Source organism: Bacillales bacterium, from assembly GCA_035700025.1.
In the GTDB taxonomy this organism is placed as follows: Bacteria; Bacillota; Bacilli; order Bacillales; family DASSOY01; genus DASSOY01.
In genome coordinates, this window is sequence record DASSOY010000028.1 from 1 (window position 1) to 17,827 (window position 17,827).

Consider the following 17,827-nt stretch of genomic DNA (forward strand, 5'->3'; position numbering starts at 1 on the left):
AAAGAACGTCTCAAAGTCAGTCTGCTTTTCGAGCTGCGCTTCTAAAGCTTCCTGGCTGTACCCCGTCAACCAACGGATAATTTCATCGACTTCTGCTTTCGTCCGTCCTTTTTTCTCCGCCTTCGTCACATAATGGGGATAGACACTTGCAACACTCGTTGTATAAATCCTATGTTTCGCCATAATTTACCGCCTCGTTGTTAAGTTCACATTTTCTTCAGTTTACCACATCAGATTTAATAAAAATGCATCCGAAATGAGATCACAGTCTCACATCGGATGCCTATGAGAAATGGCGATTAATATTCACCTTTAATGACGAAATACGAGCCGCGAATCGTTCCTGCCAGCTTCGACTTCTGTCTGGCAAACTTAAACTTTCTTTCTAACTCCTTCGGAACTTCCATTCCTTCAGAAAGCTTAAAACCTACGGCCCGCTTTCCTTCCTCATCCATCGTATACATGACGTTGACCGTAAGACCATCCTCGTAAAACACGTAAGCCATTTTAATGTTTTCGACTTGGAATTGCGACGTTTCTAACGGTTTCGCCGCAAATTCAATCCCCCGTTCTTCTTTTAAAATGCGGTTCACATAATCAATCGTCTCTTGGCTTTCGCTTGCCGGTACCACTGTAAATTCATGCTTGTATTTGTTCATGAAATAACGAGCTTCATTCGCGCGCAATCCTGCAAGTGCTTCGGCTACAGGGGAAGACTCTAAACCGACCGTGGAAACATTTTTAAAATCGACGACATAAGACATGAGCCAACCCTCCTTTTTCTATTTCCTAACGACTGGAATCAACATTTCACCATAAAATAAACCGTCTTGCTGTCCCTTCACAACCGATGCATTGGGTCCGCCAACATATGCAACATCTGTTGCTTCTGGCAAGGCTTGTCCGAAAGCGATACCGGTGACCTTCTCATGCAACGCCTCCGCCGACTTATCTTCGCCTTTTACGACCACGTATTCCCCCTTTGGAAATTGGATCACTCTTGCTTCCTCTGGTGCATCCGATCCTTCTGCCAGGACGCCCGCATAATACATCAACTTGCCGTTGACCGCCTCCCAAAAGTCCGCCTTTTCCTTGCTAATGCCGGCAAAATCGGTGTAATGACTCTTGAGTTCCGTTCCCAAACCGATGACGATAAAGCTGTCTCTTTCTTAAACAGTATCATTTTTTGACATGGTTTTACGCTATTATATACCTATCAACGGGTGAAAAAAAGGGCAGTTTACACACTAGAGCGGTCGCGCAGCTAATGGCGATCTTGATTAACCATGTTTTGAAAAATTCCGGATGCTTTAACGTGCTTAGCTTTTTAAATGAGCGATAAGCGGTTTCTTGAACCACATCCAGGGCATCGTCTTTATTTTTGACATACAAGTAAGCCATCCGGTAAACGTCTCTTTCATATTCTTGGAAAAGCGTTAGAAAAGCCTCCTTGTCACCCTTCTGAGCTTTCGTAACCAATCGAATAATGTCATTCACCTTCATTTCCCAATATGTGAGGATTTACCCATTAGACGGCTGCGTTCGCAATTTGGCTTCAGCAGATTTCATTTCGCTGCGACGTACCCTTTGTAACATTTTGAAATTCCATTGTAACTTAACTGAACAATTAGGGTGATAAAATAAAATTTAGTATCATAGGGGGCTCTTTCAGTGATTTTACCTTCCATAATCTCACGGGGGGAGAGGCGTGGTTATGAAACGAAAAATGATCGGCGTCGCACTCGGGGTATCCGTTTCGCTAGCGATGACAAGCGTTCATCCGGCATCGGCGGACACACTCGATCAACTGCACAAGCAAATCAAACAAGTACATAAGAAAAAAGACGCCGCAAAAGCAGAAATCAACCAACAAAAAAGCAAATTGGACACCGTCCGCGAGCATTGGAATCAAGCGATTCAAAAAATGAACGAATTGACGAATGAAATCTCAAGCACCCAGCATCAAATCACTGAAAAACAATCACACATCGAACAGACCCAACAGAAAATTGACCAGTTAAAAAAAGAGATTGCAGCAACCGAAAAACGCATTAAACGCCGCAATGAGTTGTTGACAGAACGCGTGCGCTATATGTATAAAAACGGGAGCAGCGTGCCTTACATTCAGGTCTTGCTTAGAGCCCAAAGCTTCGGCGATTTGATTGACCGGGTATACGCGCTCAACTTGATCGTCAAGCAGGACAAGCGATTGTTGGACAACCAAATGGCCGATAAGAAAAAATTAGTGGCCGCTGAAGCCAACGTGAAAAAACAACTCGATTCTCTTCAGCATCAGCTGAATGATTTAAACCATTTAAAAGCACAATTGCATAAGAAGCAACAACAGCAAAAAGCACTGATTCAGCAGCTGAACTCGGAAAAAAATCAGGTCCAATCGAACATCCGTCATCAACAAGAGGCGTTAAAATCGATCCAATCGAAGCTTGAAAAATTAAAAGAACAAGCAGAACAACAAAAGAGAATTCTCGCGAGCCACCGCAGCTCCTCGTCCGTCGTCGTCGCGGCCCTTCGTTACCACCCGATTTCACCAGAGAAGCTGTATGCTTTTGTGAAAAATAAAGGTTCTGCATTTTCGCTAAACGACATCGAGACAATCTGCAACGTGGCAAAAGCCTATAACGTCAACCCAGCGCTGATGATCGCGATCACCGGCCAGGAACTCAATTTTGTTCAAGAAGGCACACCCTATGAGGCTATGAAACTCGCGAATCCCTTTGACGTCTTCGGCAGCTGGGCACTGTATCACACAACACTCGCCCAATCGGCAGCCTATGCAGCGGAGATCATTCAAGTCAAACTTTCCGTCCCGCCGCCGGCCGGCGAAGATCCAATCATCTGGATCAACGACTTGAACAACCACGCCGGACTCGGCGTCTACGCCACCGACCGACACTGGGCCTACGGCGTCCGCACTTTTTTTCGCGAGATCCAAGCTTATGTGTCTTAAAAGGTTTAAAAAAAAGCATCTGAAGTGAGGGTTGAGCCTCGCTTTCAGATGCTTTTTTCATGCGGCGACCTTCCTTTTTCCACTGCCTCAATCAAAGACCTGACGCAATTCAACCTGACCTTCCCCACGTCCCATCGGATCTGGACAGCGCATCGCCCAATCTATGGCCTCTTCTCTCGACTTTACCTCAAGCAGAAAGAACCCGGCAATCAATTCATTCGTTGGACTAAATGGACCTTCAGTAACCACTGGCTCTTCTCCTGGTTTTGGGTAGGAAATGCGAAGGCCATTTGAACTGGGATGAAGACCTTTCGCCATCACCCGCACGCCGGCTTCCATTAATTCCTCATTGTATTGATCCATGGCTTCCTGGAGCTCTAGACTCGGCATCTCTCCGGCTTCCGAATGCTTCGAGGCTTTGACAACCAGCATGAACAGCATTGATCTTCCTCCTTAAAAAACAGATGCGCAGGAACACGCATAGGGATATTCTTTTTGATAATAATAGTTTAGCTGTTGTTTGACGCGAAAGCTACAAACATTATAAGGTCCTTTGGGACACTTTTTTTCTATCTAGGTTTTAATTTGTTACGGCAGTCGAATGCCTTGCCAGTTGCTTACCTCGCATTGGCCATATTCATTATCACCTGCAGCCACCACCGTATCGTCCGCTTTAAGACCCACGGTATGCGCACAACCCGCCGCGATCGCTGCAATATCGCGCCAATGATCTACATTACATTGCCCGTACTCATTCCAACCTGCAGCGACCACCGTGCCATCCGATTTTAACCCGACGGTGTGTTTACTCCCTGCTTTTATCGACACAATATCGCGCCAACCGCTAACGTCGCATTGGTTATGCTTATTGATACCGACAGCTGTCGCTGTTCCGTCCGATTTCAGGCCAACGGTATGAAGGTAACCCGCGGATACGGCCGCTATGTCGTGCCAATCACCCACATTGCATTGCCCATACCGATTATTTCCCGCAGCCGCGACCGTGCCATCCATTTTTAAACCGATGGTATGCCAGTCACCCGCCGCAATCGCTGCAATCTCACTCCAATCACCTACATTGCATTGGCCTTCATTATTTCGCCCCGCAGCAACCACGGTTCCATCGGATTTCAACCCAATGGAACGCCGCCAACCCGCTGCAATGGCGGCAAGATCACACCAATCACTTACCTCGCATTCGCCATGGTTATTCCAACCGACAGCTGTGGCCGTGCCGTCCGATTTTAATCCGATGGTATGAGCGTTACCCGTGTTTCTCGCCATGTGGACACTGCCCGCTGCGATCGCAATCATATCGTGCCAGCCGTTGACCTCGCATTGACCAGATTTGTTGTCCCCCGCAGCCATTACCGTACCGTCCGATTTTAACCCAACGGTATGTCTTCGTCCCGCCGCTATCGTAGCTTTCGGCCACTTTTTCAGCTGTAAGGCCGGTTCTGTCGGTGAATTGTGATCCATAATTTGCCCCCTGCATGAACTTTTACTGATATTTGCTTAATATTTCTTGCGGAATATGACAGTAATCATTAGGGTATTTGGCTAATCGATCTTGATGTTCTTCTGCACTTCTCACATTGTTTGTCAGGGGTAAGACTTCGACAACAATACGGTCACGATCGGGTCTCTCACGAATAAACGCCTTCGCCTCTTCCAAATGTTTAGGCTCTTCACTATACACGCCTGTTCTGTATTTCTCACCGACATCCTGTCCTTGCTTATTCAAACTATAAGGATCAATGATTTCAAAGAAATAGCCCATTAACTCCGTGATCGTTACACGGCTTGGATCGAATCCTGTTTTGACACACTCAGCATAGCCGTCATAGTCTCCATCGAGTGTATGACTCGTTCCATTCGCTCTTCCCGCTTCTGTGAACTCAACACCCGGTAACGATTTTATAAAAGCTTGTACTCCCCATAGGCATCCACCCGCGAAATATACGACTTCCATGTTGGGTCTCCTTTTTGCTGAAATATAAAAATGAAATAGAAAAACAGCAGTCACTTATGATAAGGCTCCCCCCGTTTAATCTTAAAAGCCCGGTACACCTGCTCAATCAAAATCAACCGCATCAATTGATGCGGGAAAGTCAGCTTCGAAAAAGACAGCTTCATGTCGGCACGTTGCAAAACGGCGTCGCTTAGGCCGAGGGAGCCGCCGATGACGAAGACGATTTTGCTGCGGCCGTAGGTGGCGAGTTCGTCGAGTTTGGCGGCGAATTGCTCGGAAGTGAGCGGTTTGCCATCGAGGGAGAGGGCGATGACGTAGGCGTCGTTCGGAATTTTTATCAACAGGCGCTCGCCTTCGGCTTGTTTCACGAGTTCGGCTTCGGCTTCGCTCATGGACTCGGGGGCTTTTTCATCGGGAACTTCGATGAAGTCAAGCCTGGCAAAGGGTTTGAGCCGCTTCTCATATTCCGCGATTCCTTGCCGCAAATGCTTTTCTTTCAATTTGCCTACGCAGGCGATCGTGATATTCATAAGTTATCCACTCCTATAAACAGGCTGTCCACAATGGTTATCCACATATACACATGGATGTCCACATGTCGTGGCAGAACATGGGTTTGTCACAATATACGGAATTCCTTGGCAAAAAACAGGCCGGAGAGAGTCTCTCCGGCATGACACGTTTAGCTTGATTGCCCCAACTTGACGGTAACGGTCATCTTGTTGCCGTTTCGGTAGACGTCGAATTTCACTTCGTCGCCTGGCTGGAGTTTCGTGTACAAGTAATGCTTGAATTGTAAAGCGTTCTCGATCTTATGGCCGTTGATCGTGACGATCACGTCTTCTGGTTTCAATCCTGCTTTGTCTGCCGGACCTCCCGGTTGAATAGCACGAACAACGAGTCCGCGGTTCACATCATCCGGCAAATTGAACAATTTCTTGCGGTACGCATCCGGAAAATCAGACAACGGTCGATAGTAGATGCCAATATACGGACGAACAACCTTTCCGTATTTCTCGATTTCAGCAATGATCGGTTTCACCGAATTGATCGGAATCGCAAATCCGATGCCTTCCACTGACGTTTCGGAAATTTTCATCGAGTTGATGCCGACGACTTGGCCGGCAAGGTTGATCAAGGCTCCCCCGCTGTTGCCGGGATTGATTGCTGCATCCGTCTGAATGACTTCGGCGCTCCAATCCGGCTCCCCGTCACCGTCGACGTCTCTAGGAACGGTGCGGTTTTTCGAACTGACAATGCCCATCGTTACCGTTCCGGAGAACCCAAGCGGATTGCCGATGGCAATGACCGGTTCCGCGCGTTCCAATCCATCGGAATCGCCAAGTTCTGCCACCGTGCTTACCTTATCCGCATCCACAGTAAGTACGGCAAGGTCCATGACCGGATCTCTGCCGATCAAGTTCGCCGGAATCGTTTTACTGTTCTTCAAGCTCACTTCCAACTTTGTGGCGCCTTCCACGACATGGTTGTTCGTTACGATGTATGCTTTGCCGTCCTCTTTCTTATAAACGACCCCGGAACCGAGACCTTCCGGCTGCGCTTGTTGCTGGGCGAAGAAATCGCCGCTTTGGAAGTTAATGACGCCGACGACCGCGTCGGAAACTTTGTCGACCGCCTTTTCAGCGGCGGTGTTCACGTCTACGTTGATGGTTTTGTTCACCGTCGGCGCCGGTTGTTGATCCTTTTGTTCGGGCGTGACGTTCGCAGAGTCGGGATTCATGATGCCGATCGCCGGAAAGAGAAATGCCGAGATCAATACGCCGATGATGGCTCCGAGCAGCCCAGCGAAAAACCAGCCGCCGCGTCCGCCTTTTCGCGTCCCCCGACCGCCGGATTCGTTTCGTTCATAGTCTTGATCATAATAACCCACTGCTGTCACCTTTCCTTTCCATAACGTGCTGTCTGTATTATAGCGGATTTCTCTCCGTCAGCCGCTGAATGTGGGGAGATTTTCACATCTTTCATCCTATTACTACATTCCCCCAAATCGATGGCCCTAAACGGAGCTTTATACGGCATCCAGTTCTGTCGGTACAGCCGGGTCGGTATCGAATAAGCGAAGCGATCGTCCGACCTCGATGCCTCTTTCCCGCAACTTTTGCTCGACAGACATGCGGGCGAGCTCTTTCATGTTATTATCCTTGCTCAAGTGCGCAAGATAGACTTTATTCGTCTGGTCGCCGATCACCTCGGCGAGGGCTTCGGCCGAATCTTCGTTCGAAATGTGCCCAAGATCCCCGAGAATGCGTCTCTTGACGTTCCACGGATATTTGCCCGACATGAGCATGTTAATATCGTGATTCGCTTCAAAAATAAAACTGTCCGCGTTTCTCACCGTGCCTTTGATGCGATCGGAAACATAACCGAGATCGGTCGCCAGTGCCAGTTTGCGCCCTTCATGGTGAAAGACGAAAAACATCGGTTCGGCCGCGTCATGAGAGACGCCGAACGATTCGACGTCTATGTCGCCGAAAGTATGTACGGTTTCCGTGTTAAAAATGAATTTTTGTCCGGTGTCGACGTCGCCAATCGCGTCTTTCATGGCGTTCCAAGTTTTTTCATTTGCGTAGATCGGCAATTGGAAGCGTCTGGCCACGACGCCGAGTCCTTTCACGTGATCACTGTGCTCGTGCGTGACCAGAATGCCGTCCAATGTTTCCGGTTTGCAGTCAATTTGTGCCAGCAGCTCGGTTATTTTTTTACCGCTTAATCCGCAGTCGATGAGCAACCGCTGCTTGTCCGATTCCACGTATACGGCGTTCCCCGTACTTCCGCTCGCCAGCACACTGAATCTCAACCCCATCGTTTCACCCCGCCGTTTCGTCTTCTTGATCGGGAACTTGTATCGCTCCGTTAACGGCGTTGACGAAATACCATCTCGCCTTCTTCCCTGGACTAGGCATTACCTTCACATGCCAGTACGGAGCAAAAATTTTGGTGTCCCGATTCGCTTCTAATCCATTGTAATAACTCAACTCGACGTCTTCAACCTCACCGCCGGTCGAAATGTAATTATGATTGAACAATGCGTAGATCGCATTGATCGGGGAAAGGATCATTTTCTTCCCTGCGCTGTTTTCGATAGGGGTAATTTTCAAGTACGTTTGTTTATAATCCGTGATTTGACCGTTCGCATGAAAAAGTCGCAATGCCCCATTTTCAAAGGTGCTTTTCGCAAACACCGGATGATCCTTGTAACTTTGCACCAAAATGTACATTCCCGTTGACTCGTCCGTTTTCCAATACCGGTATTCGCCCCCTTGATACACATAGGTTTTCAGAAACGTGGCGAGCTCCGAAGAAAAAGTTTCGGAAGAAGGCTCGGATATGGCAAACGGCTTTAACAATTTAACAAAGATTTCCGCTTTATCGTTTCCTTGTCGAATGACCTGAACTTTCTTCCCTTCGATAAACTGCAAATCCCGTGCAAAAGGTTTTAATCGCGGTTGATTGATCTTCCCCTTGCCGCCTTTGTTGTCCTTTCCGCCATCCGGCGAGGGTTGCCCTTGATCATTCGGAACCGGAGTATCCTCGAAAAACGACACAAGTTCCCCTTTAATGTAGCTGGCTTCCTTGATTTGCGGAAGTTCCTCCGGATGGTACGTAATATTTTGATACTTCAGTTCGTCCTTCGCCGATTGTCCGTTCGAATCCTGTACCGGAATCGTAAATTGTCTTGCCTCATACAACCGAAAGCCAAGAAACAAGTCCAGGGCGAGGAAGGCGACGAGAAAAATCATTTTCGTGCGGCTCCAATTCATTCATCGCCCCTCCTTTCTTGCTCCTCGTTCTTTTTCAACAAATCGTCGATCGTTTGCCATCTCCCGTCATAGCGAACGAACCATTTCGGCGAGAATCGAATCGTCATCGCGTCCGGCGGATAATCCATATAATAGCCGACGGTCACGGCCGAAAGCTTCTCCAAATCCAAATCGGAACTTTCCAGCCGTTCCCACACCTGTTCGCCCGAGGGAAGTTCGACTTCCTTCTCGTCCAAAGGATTTTTGTCGAAGTTGATTTGAGATCTTCTGTATTCATCGATATCTCCGTTGACGAAAGAAACCGACAGCGTAACTGGATCAAAGCCAATCATCGATCCGCTGAAAACCGGCAGCGCCTTTCCAGACGCCATCGCGATCAACAATCGATAAACCACTTTCCCTTCCGCCACCGACACTTTTTCTTCCGGTTGCGAAAGGTTCATGTGAAACAACATGTAATCGTCCGTCCAACCATTATGACTGTTAATGTAGTCAAAGCTTTTCTGGATGATCGATTGGTCGTCCTTCGAACTGTTGCTTTTCGGTTGGTTCGTCCCGTGCAGCGTAATGATATGGTTCTTGACGATCATCACTTGAGCGTTCGACGTATAGACGTTTCCTTGGTGATCGACAATGTCCGGATACGTAAACAAAGCTCGCTTGAAATCTTCGTCCGGTATCCACCCGCCGTCTTGGCCGTCGCGGACATAACTCACTTGCGCAACTTTCGGATGCATCGGAAAATACAGCTCGCGGCCGTCGACCTTGACTTCCACATATTCGTCGCTGTTTTGAAACAGGTCTGAGAGATCTCCAAACGATATGCGATTCAATCGCGCGCGGGCGACTGTTTTATTCCCTTTTTTGAAAAATACTTTTAAATACGACGCATCTTGTTTCGATATATTGTAAATCACCATGCGATCAAAGTATAGTTCGGGGCCGTCGGCAATGTTGCTTTTCCGTTCGTCACGCGTTTCGGAAAGGTTGGCAAGCACGATCTTCCCGAACAAGTTCGTCGGAATCACGGATGGAAAAACGAGGGCAATGTGATCCCTGTCCGGTTCTTGCCAATTCGTTTTTTCTTTAATCGTCAAATTCGTAATCGCTTGCGGATACGGTTCAAAGTTGGTGAATACAGCATTTCTCACTTTTTCGTATACTTTGTCTACGCCCGTTCCGATCGACACGCCGTAATGTTTAGTGTCTTTATGATAGACCGCTTCGATTGGTTGCACGACGTCGGCGACATTTCGTTTGCCGTCCTCAACGAGCGCCGAATTGATCGGCTCCGTGTTTTCAGTCGTGCGGTATTGAAACTGGTACGTCCACAAATTCCACGTAAGAACGAAGCTCAAGCCGACGAGCAAGGTGAGCAGCAACGATTTAAACCCTTCCCAGCTCATAGACGGCACCTCCTTTCTTTTCTTTTACCGGTAAGGTCAAGTGAAAGGAGGTTCCCACGTTCCATTCGCTTTCCGCCCAAACTTCTCCGCCGTGAGCATGGATCATTTCCCTGGCGATCGCCAAACCGAGGCCGGTTCCGCCGAGCTGGCGCGAACGGGCTTTATCGACGCGGTAAAACCTTTCAAATATTTTCGTCGTTTTCGATTTCGGAATTCCGACGCCTTCATCGCTGATCGTTATATGCAAATGATGCTGCAGCCGCCTCAGCTGGAAAGTCACCGTACCGCCGTTCGGCGAATACTTCAACGCATTCGAGATAATGTTGTCAAGCACTTGCGTCATCTTGTCAACATCGATGGTCGCATACACTTTCCGGTTCGGCAGCTTTCGGACGAATTGAATATTTTCTTTCTTCGTCATTTCAAAACGATCGATTATTTGGTGGAAAAACTCGACGAAATCGACGCGGTTCAGTTCCAGTTTTGGATCTTTTGCGTCCATTCTCGACAGTTTCAACAAATCATTGACGAGCCGAATCATCCGGTCGGTCTCGTTTTGCGCAGTGGCGATGAACTTCGGCGCGATTTCGGGATCCTCGACCGCCCCTTCGCTCAACGCTTCCAAATAACTTTTCATCGTTGTCAGCGGCGTCCGCAATTCATGCGAGACGTTCGAAACGAATTCGCGTCGGTCTTGTTCGATTTGTTCCTGTTCAGTCACGTCGTGCAAGACGACGATCACGCCGTTGAACGGCCCTTCTTCTTTTTGGATCATCGAGAAATTCGCACGCAAAATATACTTTTGTTCCTCGTCGCTTAAATCGATGAGCCTCGAGGTGATGTTTTCATCCAAGCCTTCCCATGAGATCGTGTCCTCCAGCTTCAGCAACGAAAGAATCGGCATGCCAAAGACATTCTGCCTGTAAACGTTCAACATTTCTTCAGCACGATTGTTCATAAGCACGATATTGCCGTTTCGGTCCGTGGCAATCACGCCGTCGGTCATGTACGACAACACCGAGCGCAGTTTCTTTCGTTCTGCCTCCGTTGTTTCGTTCGCATTTTTCAACCGAGTCGTCATTTGATTGAATGCGGTCGCCAATTGCCCGATTTCGTCGTAGCCGTATACTTTGACTTTCTGCGTAAAATCCCCGTGCGCAATTTGCAAGGCATGCTTTCTCATCGCCGACACCGGCTGTGTGATCGTCCTCGACAAAAATACGCCAATCGCCGCAGTGGTAACGAGCGAAAGGACAATCCCGACCTCGAAAATATGAATGATATCCGAAATTTGTTTATAAAGATCTTCCATCGGCGCCTTGATCAAGATGACACCGAGAATTTCGCCCGAGTTGTTGTTCGGGTACAGTTGAACCGGCGAGGCATAAACATACATTCGTTTGTTCGAAGCCGTCCGAACCTCCATGTGCTGCGGATCACCAAGCAACAAGGCCTGTTGAACGAGTTGAGTTTCGGAAGTTCTCCTGCCGACGATATGATCGCGATTGTACGTGTTCGACGTTCCGAGCACGACCTGATTATCAGCGGAAATCACTTGCACGACTTGATCCAAGTTCTTGTTCGTGTTGGATAAGATGTTGCTCAAACTGTCCTGCAGCTCCCGGTTGTTGCTCAAGGAAGCATCTTTAATCAATTCAGCAACGGTAGGGCTCAACGTCGAAGCTTGATTTTCAATGGACGTCTTGAAATTCTCGCGTAATTCCTTGCCAAGCGTGCTTATAAAATAAACCCCGATCACCTGCATCGCCAGCAAGAGCAACAACACATAAACGAGCGCGATTTTGAAATGAATCGATCGGAAAAACCCGACTTTTTGCATGTGGAACTACTCCTGTTCCGGATTTCGCAAATAATACCCTACGCCGCGGCGCGTGACGATCCACGCCGGCCGGGACGGATTGTCTTCGACTTTCTCGCGGAGGCGGCGAACCGTTACGTCGACGGTCCGGACGTCCCCGAAATAATCGTAACCCCACACGGTTTGCAGTAAATGCTCCCGCGTCATGACCTGGCCGAGGTGCTTCGCCAAATAATGCAGCAATTCAAACTCGCGGTGCGTAAGCTCGATCGACTCCCCTCGCTTCGTCACGAGATAAGCGTCTGGATGAATCGAAAGGTCGCCGATGACAATTTCGCTCATTTCGTTCGGACTCTTCTCGGCTTCCTGCTGATGGCGGCGCATGTTCGCTTTCACCCGCGCGATCAATTCACGGGCACTGAACGGCTTCGTCACATAATCATCTGCGCCGAGCTCAAGACCCAGTACCTTGTCAATCTCCGAATCTTTTGCCGTCAACATAATGATCGGCATTTCATGTGTCTTGCGAATCTCACGGCATACTTCCATGCCGTCCCGGTTCGGAAGCATAATGTCGAGCAAAATCAAGTCGAACTTTTGCTGCTCAACCTTTTCAAGCGCTTCGTCTCCGTCATAGGCACACGTCACCGAGTACCCTTCTTTTTCTAAGTTAAATTGCAAAATATCCGCAATCGGTTTTTCATCATCTACGACAAGTACGCGTTTTTCCATACAACACGCCTCACTTTCGCTTTTATCTCTCCTATTTTATCATATTAAGGAAAAGCTTTAAATCTAAGCCTCGCGAAGGGAAAAATCAACCATTTTCCATAAAAAAATCCCGGGCTTTCTCCCGGGCGAAAATGATGCGCTAGTCAATCCGTTTCAATTGAATCACGACATGGTCATATTCGTTGAACAGCGATTTGTGAATTTCCAGCAAATCTCCTTTTTTCAACACAATGGTATAACTGCTTTTATTTATAAAGGAATAGGCACTGCGCGCCGTTTCTTCGTAACCGGGCATGATTTTTATCAATGGCTTTTGATCCAGTTTCTCCCCGGCTTTGTTCGTGCAGCTCAATTTATATGTTCCTGCGCGAATCTGCTCACCAATTTTATAAAATCCGGAATGGTGGATCATGTATGTATCATTTGCCTTGATCGAAAGCGGTTCGTATGTGGCGGGCAGCAATTGAACCGTCCCTTTGCCCTCGATCAACACATGCGTGTTTTTCTTTAAATGCCACCCAAGCAGCTGGTCCGCTTCCGAAAGCTGCACTTTATCGAACGCCGGTTTTCCTTCAAGCGCTTTAATGTCATAGAACCCCGGTTTGACTGATTCATTTTTTCCAACCAAATAATCCCCTGGCCTTAACAGCACAGGCTTAGACAAATCGACAGCCGCCTTTGGATGAATCAGATCCATGAGCGGGTTGTAAATGGTTTTCAAGAGAACAACGGAAAACAGACCGGCAAGCAGAACGAACCCGATGCCTTGCATTTTATTCATGGAACAACTGCCCTTCCGCCATTCGCAATCTTACATCACAAAGCGGTGCGATATCTTCTTGATGATGGCTGGCGATCAAAAGGGTTGCGCCGCGCTCCTTTTCTTCCATAAAGACTTGATGAACGAGCGAGATGCCGTTTTCGTCGATCGCATTCGTCGGTTCGTCAAGCAACAAAAGATCGGGTTTTTCGAAGATCGCCTGTGCGATGTTCAATCTTTGCTTCATCCCTAACGAAAATTTCTTCACTTTTAATTTGGAGTAAGGATCCAGTCCGACTCTTTCAATGGCTTGAATGATATCCTCAGTGGAAGCAGTTTTATTGATCTTCGATAAGATGCGCAAATTCGTAAACGCATCATATTGCGGAAGCAGCTCCATATGTTCGATGATCACCCCTGCATTCGGCGGAAACGACACGTCTTTATGCAGTTGTTTCCCGTTAATGAAGATTTCTCCTTCCGTAGGAACCATAAGTCCCGCCAGCGCACGAAGCAGCATCGTTTTTCCGGAACCGTTTCGCCCGAAAATCCCGTAGATCGTCCCGCTTTCGAAGGTTTCGGAAATGTTGCGTAATATGGGCTTCCGTTTCAATTGCTTGCTGACGTCTCTCATTTCGATCATTTTCACTCGTCCCCCTCAGTAAATATCCATTCTTTTAATTCTGTAAACCATCGCCATCAAGATGCCAGCTTGCAAGACAATCAAGATCGTGAAACCGACGGCCGGATCGATGACTTCTGTACGCCATACAGGAAATCGACTGATTCCCGTGCGGAAACCCATTGCGTAATTCGGCAAGAACAAATAACAAATGGTGTTCGGCGCATCGGCAAAGATGAGCCGTTGGGCAATTAGAACAGACAAAATGATATAAAAATTCGTGAGGAACGGGGCAATCCTCGATGAAACATACAATTCCAACAAGATTTGAGCACCGAACACGGTCAGCAGTGTAAAAAAATACATCCCGAGTTGACCTGCCGATTGGGCTGAAAGCGGCGTTCCCGGCTCTTGAAAGGTGAGAAACCCTTGCATCACCACAAAAACAGCCAAAATGACGATGAACTTCAAATACCTTTGAACCGCCCATTTCGATTTGCTGAACTTTCGCACGATCAGGACTTTTCCGTAGCTTTGGAGCCTGTCACTTAAAAAGCCGGAGAAATACAAGCTCATGCCTGCAACCGGCAAAAACCAATACATCAACAGCTGCGACACGATCGGAAAAGAAGCGGCGATCGGAACGCCGTCCAAAAAAGACAAATGCGGGCCGAAACTGCCGAAACGACGCATCAACAGGGCTTGCAGAACGATCGTCACCAAAACAAACAACCCGACTTTCGCGTTCCGTCTCATGATGTAAAATCCTTCCGCAACAAAACGACTGAACCCATGAAACAAAACCCGAGACCGAGGCTGAGTTGCCTGACATAAGTCAACAGAACGTCAATCCCCGTCCATTTCCGCTCTATTAAAAATTGGAAGAGGACCATGTCGTTCAACGGCTGCCATAGCGTTTCCGGAGACAAATAAAGCTTTCCGACGAAATAGACCGCTCCTAGCAAGAATGCGGTAAAAAGCATGGCCGCACCGACGGAATGGCTGAGATCATGAACGAGTCTATACAAGAGGCCGACCCAGAAGAAATAACAAACGAGACCGACCATGTTCGCCAATGCAATAGATAGAAAACGACTCTCGTTTAAAGCCTGCCCGTCCAAGAAAACATAGCTCCATCCGACATTGACGGACAGATGGCAAATAGAAAACAAGACAGATGCCGCCAAAATCCTCAAAACTACAGCCCGGTATAAAGTCATTCTAGAGCGTCGTCTGATGATCGTGTAAGGGCGCTCTCCAAGAAATAAATGATTGATGAACAGAAAGAACGGAATAGGATAAAACAAAGCCAGCGACCGAATCGAGTTGAAACCGTGTGCCGTATTATTCATCCAATACAACGCTTTCGGAACTGGCAATGACAAATACTTGCCGTTCTGCTGCAGCCAAAGCATCGTAAGATAAGCCAAAATTCCGGCAACCGCCATGACCTTGTTAGTTTTCATGAAACTTCCACTCGTAAATAAAAGTAAAAACCGCAACAACGATGAACACGGTCAACGAAAAGAGGAAGGTGGGAACAAGGACGTCGAATCCGTACTCGGCAAACGGTTGAAAGACGAGCATCAACGAAGGGTCCCGCAAAACGAGCAGGAACCAAATAAAAAAGGCCGCCGTATAGGCAAATTTCCGGTCGGCGAAAAACAAGCTCACCGAAGCCCCGAGCATTCCGGCGCATCCCGCCAACAAGCTGGCCGCGAGCGAAAACAGGAGGACCGTCAAATACGGGTGAGCGATACTTAAAGAGAAAAGTGAACGATCCGGCATCTTGATTTCCTCCAGCCCGTGCATCGACGTTCCGTTCGCAAAAAACAAGAAACACAACGCGAAGTTCACAAAAAGGGCGGTGAACAAAACAGCAAATGAAACAACAAATGAGGTCATTAATTTTTCCAAAACGTAGTTTTTTCGTCCCGCTTTGCTGATAAGAAGGTTCCGATAACCGGTCTTTTTGTCTTGAATTGCATCCTCGGCTCCTATGAGCAAGCTGTAAAACGGCAAAAACCAAAGCAGCAAAATTTGCGCAGTATGACCAATGGTCGAGCCCGACAGGAAAAAAGCAGATGCCGGATGAAGCTCGACGCCGAATCGCAGTTTCTCACGCAGCAATTGAGCAAAATCAACCAAAGGAAGCAACAAAACGAAGAGAAACATGTAACGACTTAATTTGTTATGCAGCAATCGTTCCAAATGACTTCGAACCATGAAACGTTCTCCTTCCCCTTTTTTTCTTTGAAAAGCGCACGGGATCCCCGCAAGCTTCTACTCTTTGGATAGGGAAATCAGGAAAAAAGTTTCAATAAAATAAGAGACCGCTTATAGCTCCGAGTTGAAAACGATGATGAAATTTGTAATGGGAAAAAGAGGAGAATGAAAAGAACCTCCAGCTATTGCTGGAGATTGGATATAAGTGAAGTTGATCTTTGAAATTTTTAAAAACAAATCGTTTTCTTTATAAGCCCACTCGATCATTTGAAAAGAACCGTTGTCGATAAACTCGGCAGTCGTCCCATCCTTTAATGTAATCCTTTCTTGATGAATATAGTCTTCTTTGTTAGAGCCATTAAGTTTTTTTGGAATCCCGCTCAAGACTGTAACTTGACCCATCACATGGTTCACTTGAAAAGGGAGTTTAGTCGGCATTTTCATTTTGTCTTTTAACTTATCTGGAATTTTCCCCAAAGCTTCATTTAATGGGATAAAACCCGGAAGTTTTTTAACGCCGCTCGTTTTCTTTTCTCCCTGTTGCTGTTTTTCTTCTGGTATATCTTTGGCCGGATTATGTGGATGACTTTGGAATACTTCTTCAGGTGCATCATTATATACGTCTTTCAGATCAATCCCAGCAATTTTATAACCAACAACTACACCGATCAAAGTGATAACAATCGTCGGAACGAGAATTCATTTCCAAGACATCTAATCACCCTTTCTAGTAATATAGTTGGAAGTCAGAAAACATTTGATACTTTGTGGCTGTCTTGTAATATGCCGATATACCGTAACTGCCCATAATTTGTAACAAAGAAGTTGGTGACCCGTCACTGTTGTCCAGTGCCCAGACATTTAAATCAATATAAATATAAGGATCGTCCCTTAATTCAACGCCGTTATAATCACCTGTCCAAAAAACATCCTGGCTATTTGCGTTGTCACTTATCCATTGATACATCCAGTATGGGCGACCTGTATCGATGTAATAAGCATCCCAAACCTGATAATCAAATTTCGCCCAGTATGCATCGCTATTGTATCCCTATGGGTATGCTCTACTGGAAGTTCCATTGATTGTAGTTGTAGTCGGTTGCATACAAGTAATCCTTGACACATCGTATAGGTACCTGGATCGTAAAGTCTGTAGGTATTTCTTTCGGTTTCTACACTTGCCGGTACACTTTCTCCATTAAACCCGCCAATAACTGTAAATCCTGCAACGAAACCCAAGACAAGAACAAACGCTAACGCTTTTTGACTACTTAAAAAAACCTTTAACATTTAGTAAACCTTCTTCTAAATCTTGCAATCGTCAGGTACTACAATGCTTGTTACCTCTTTCTTCAACGAATTTCGATTACATTTTAATCATAAACCGATATCTTGGAGGTGGGGAGGGTGCTTTTTTTACCCCTACTTTTTACAAAATTCCCAATTTTCTTGCCTTAAGTGCAGCATCAACAAGGCTTTCTTCAATCATTTTCCGACGAATTTTTCGAATGTCGCTTTTTACCGTATTCTTAGATTTATA

The 17,827-nt window shown here is 47.0% G+C and carries 20 protein-coding genes and 1 pseudogene; 1 reads left to right on the forward strand and 20 read right to left on the reverse strand.

Annotation, left to right across the window (positions count from 1 at the left end; translation table 11 throughout):
• The 4 genes and pseudogenes from VFK44_04710 to VFK44_04725 all read right to left on the reverse strand — a co-directional run.
• The coding region (locus VFK44_04710; protein HET7627674.1) for a DUF2200 family protein at positions 1-183 on the reverse strand (183 nt) is incomplete at its 3' end.
• Between the two features lie 116 nt (positions 184-299).
• The gene (locus VFK44_04715) at positions 300-764 is read right to left on the reverse strand and encodes a phage tail protein (GenBank protein ID HET7627675.1); all 465 of its coding nucleotides are present in this window, start codon (positions 762-764) and stop codon (positions 300-302) included.
• A gap of 18 nt (positions 765-782) precedes the next feature.
• The gene (locus tag VFK44_04720; GenBank protein HET7627676.1) at positions 783-1,154 is read right to left on the reverse strand and encodes an effector binding domain-containing protein; all 372 of its coding nucleotides are present in this window, start codon (positions 1,152-1,154) and stop codon (positions 783-785) included.
• Between the two features lie 103 nt (positions 1,155-1,257).
• A pseudogene (locus VFK44_04725) lies at positions 1,258-1,503 on the reverse strand (sigma factor).
• A gap of 211 nt (positions 1,504-1,714) precedes the next feature.
• Here VFK44_04725 and VFK44_04730 point away from each other — a divergent pair.
• On the forward strand, positions 1,715-2,968 hold the full coding sequence (locus VFK44_04730) for a hypothetical protein (protein HET7627677.1): 1,254 nt from the start codon (positions 1,715-1,717) through the stop codon (positions 2,966-2,968).
• An 87-nt stretch (positions 2,969-3,055) separates the two neighbouring features.
• On the opposite strand, the gene VFK44_04735 is transcribed toward VFK44_04730, so the two are convergent.
• The 16 genes from VFK44_04735 to VFK44_04810 form a co-directional block, all read right to left on the reverse strand.
• Positions 3,056-3,409 carry a YciI family protein gene (locus VFK44_04735; protein ID HET7627678.1) on the reverse strand — a complete coding sequence of 118 codons (354 nt, stop codon included), beginning with the start codon at positions 3,407-3,409 and terminating at the stop codon, positions 3,056-3,058.
• A gap of 147 nt (positions 3,410-3,556) precedes the next feature.
• The gene (locus VFK44_04740) at positions 3,557-4,447 is read right to left on the reverse strand and encodes a chromosome condensation regulator (protein ID HET7627679.1); all 891 of its coding nucleotides are present in this window, start codon (positions 4,445-4,447) and stop codon (positions 3,557-3,559) included.
• Positions 4,448-4,469: 22 nt separating this feature from the next.
• On the reverse strand, positions 4,470-4,940 hold the full coding sequence (locus VFK44_04745) for a peptide-methionine (S)-S-oxide reductase (protein HET7627680.1): 471 nt from the start codon (positions 4,938-4,940) through the stop codon (positions 4,470-4,472).
• A 50-nt stretch (positions 4,941-4,990) separates the two neighbouring features.
• Positions 4,991-5,470 (reverse strand): 23S rRNA (pseudouridine(1915)-N(3))-methyltransferase RlmH, encoded by a 480-nt coding sequence (rlmH, locus tag VFK44_04750; protein HET7627681.1) that lies wholly within the window; start codon positions 5,468-5,470, stop codon positions 4,991-4,993.
• 152 nt (positions 5,471-5,622) lie between these two features.
• Complete coding sequence (locus VFK44_04755) at positions 5,623-6,831, reverse strand: trypsin-like peptidase domain-containing protein (protein HET7627682.1); 1,209 nt, start codon at positions 6,829-6,831, stop codon at positions 5,623-5,625.
• A gap of 138 nt (positions 6,832-6,969) precedes the next feature.
• Positions 6,970-7,764: an MBL fold metallo-hydrolase gene (locus VFK44_04760; GenBank protein ID HET7627683.1), complete on the reverse strand. Its 795-nt coding sequence runs from the start codon at positions 7,762-7,764 to the stop codon at positions 6,970-6,972.
• 4 nt (positions 7,765-7,768) lie between these two features.
• Positions 7,769-8,722, reverse strand: a complete 954-nt coding sequence (yycI, locus tag VFK44_04765; GenBank protein HET7627684.1) for a two-component system regulatory protein YycI — start codon at positions 8,720-8,722, stop codon at positions 7,769-7,771.
• Positions 8,719-10,128, reverse strand: a complete 1,410-nt coding sequence (yycH, locus tag VFK44_04770) for a two-component system activity regulator YycH (protein HET7627685.1) — start codon at positions 10,126-10,128, stop codon at positions 8,719-8,721. Before yycH ends, yycI begins: the two co-directional genes overlap by 4 nt.
• The gene (gene walK / locus VFK44_04775) at positions 10,109-11,968 is read right to left on the reverse strand and encodes a cell wall metabolism sensor histidine kinase WalK (protein ID HET7627686.1); all 1,860 of its coding nucleotides are present in this window, start codon (positions 11,966-11,968) and stop codon (positions 10,109-10,111) included. Before walK ends, yycH begins: the two co-directional genes overlap by 20 nt.
• Before the next feature lie 6 nt (positions 11,969-11,974).
• Positions 11,975-12,679: a response regulator YycF gene (yycF, locus tag VFK44_04780; GenBank protein ID HET7627687.1), complete on the reverse strand. Its 705-nt coding sequence runs from the start codon at positions 12,677-12,679 to the stop codon at positions 11,975-11,977.
• 139 nt (positions 12,680-12,818) lie between these two features.
• A complete protein-coding gene (locus VFK44_04785; GenBank protein ID HET7627688.1) occupies positions 12,819-13,460 on the reverse strand; it encodes a hypothetical protein in 642 nt (213 codons plus the stop codon).
• On the reverse strand, positions 13,453-14,082 hold the full coding sequence (locus tag VFK44_04790; GenBank protein HET7627689.1) for an ATP-binding cassette domain-containing protein: 630 nt from the start codon (positions 14,080-14,082) through the stop codon (positions 13,453-13,455). The genes VFK44_04785 and VFK44_04790 overlap by 8 nt, the downstream gene beginning before the upstream one ends.
• Positions 14,083-14,097: 15 nt before the next feature.
• Positions 14,098-14,817: a DUF2705 family protein gene (locus tag VFK44_04795; GenBank protein HET7627690.1), complete on the reverse strand. Its 720-nt coding sequence runs from the start codon at positions 14,815-14,817 to the stop codon at positions 14,098-14,100.
• Positions 14,814-15,527: a WxPxxD family membrane protein gene (locus tag VFK44_04800; GenBank protein HET7627691.1), complete on the reverse strand. Its 714-nt coding sequence runs from the start codon at positions 15,525-15,527 to the stop codon at positions 14,814-14,816. Before VFK44_04800 ends, VFK44_04795 begins: the two co-directional genes overlap by 4 nt.
• Positions 15,517-16,287, reverse strand: coding sequence for a hypothetical protein (locus VFK44_04805; GenBank protein HET7627692.1), 771 nt, complete (start codon positions 16,285-16,287; stop codon positions 15,517-15,519). Before VFK44_04805 ends, VFK44_04800 begins: the two co-directional genes overlap by 11 nt.
• Before the next feature lie 111 nt (positions 16,288-16,398).
• A complete protein-coding gene (locus VFK44_04810; protein HET7627693.1) occupies positions 16,399-16,959 on the reverse strand; it encodes a hypothetical protein in 561 nt (186 codons plus the stop codon).
• Between the last annotated feature and the right edge of the window lie 868 nt (positions 16,960-17,827).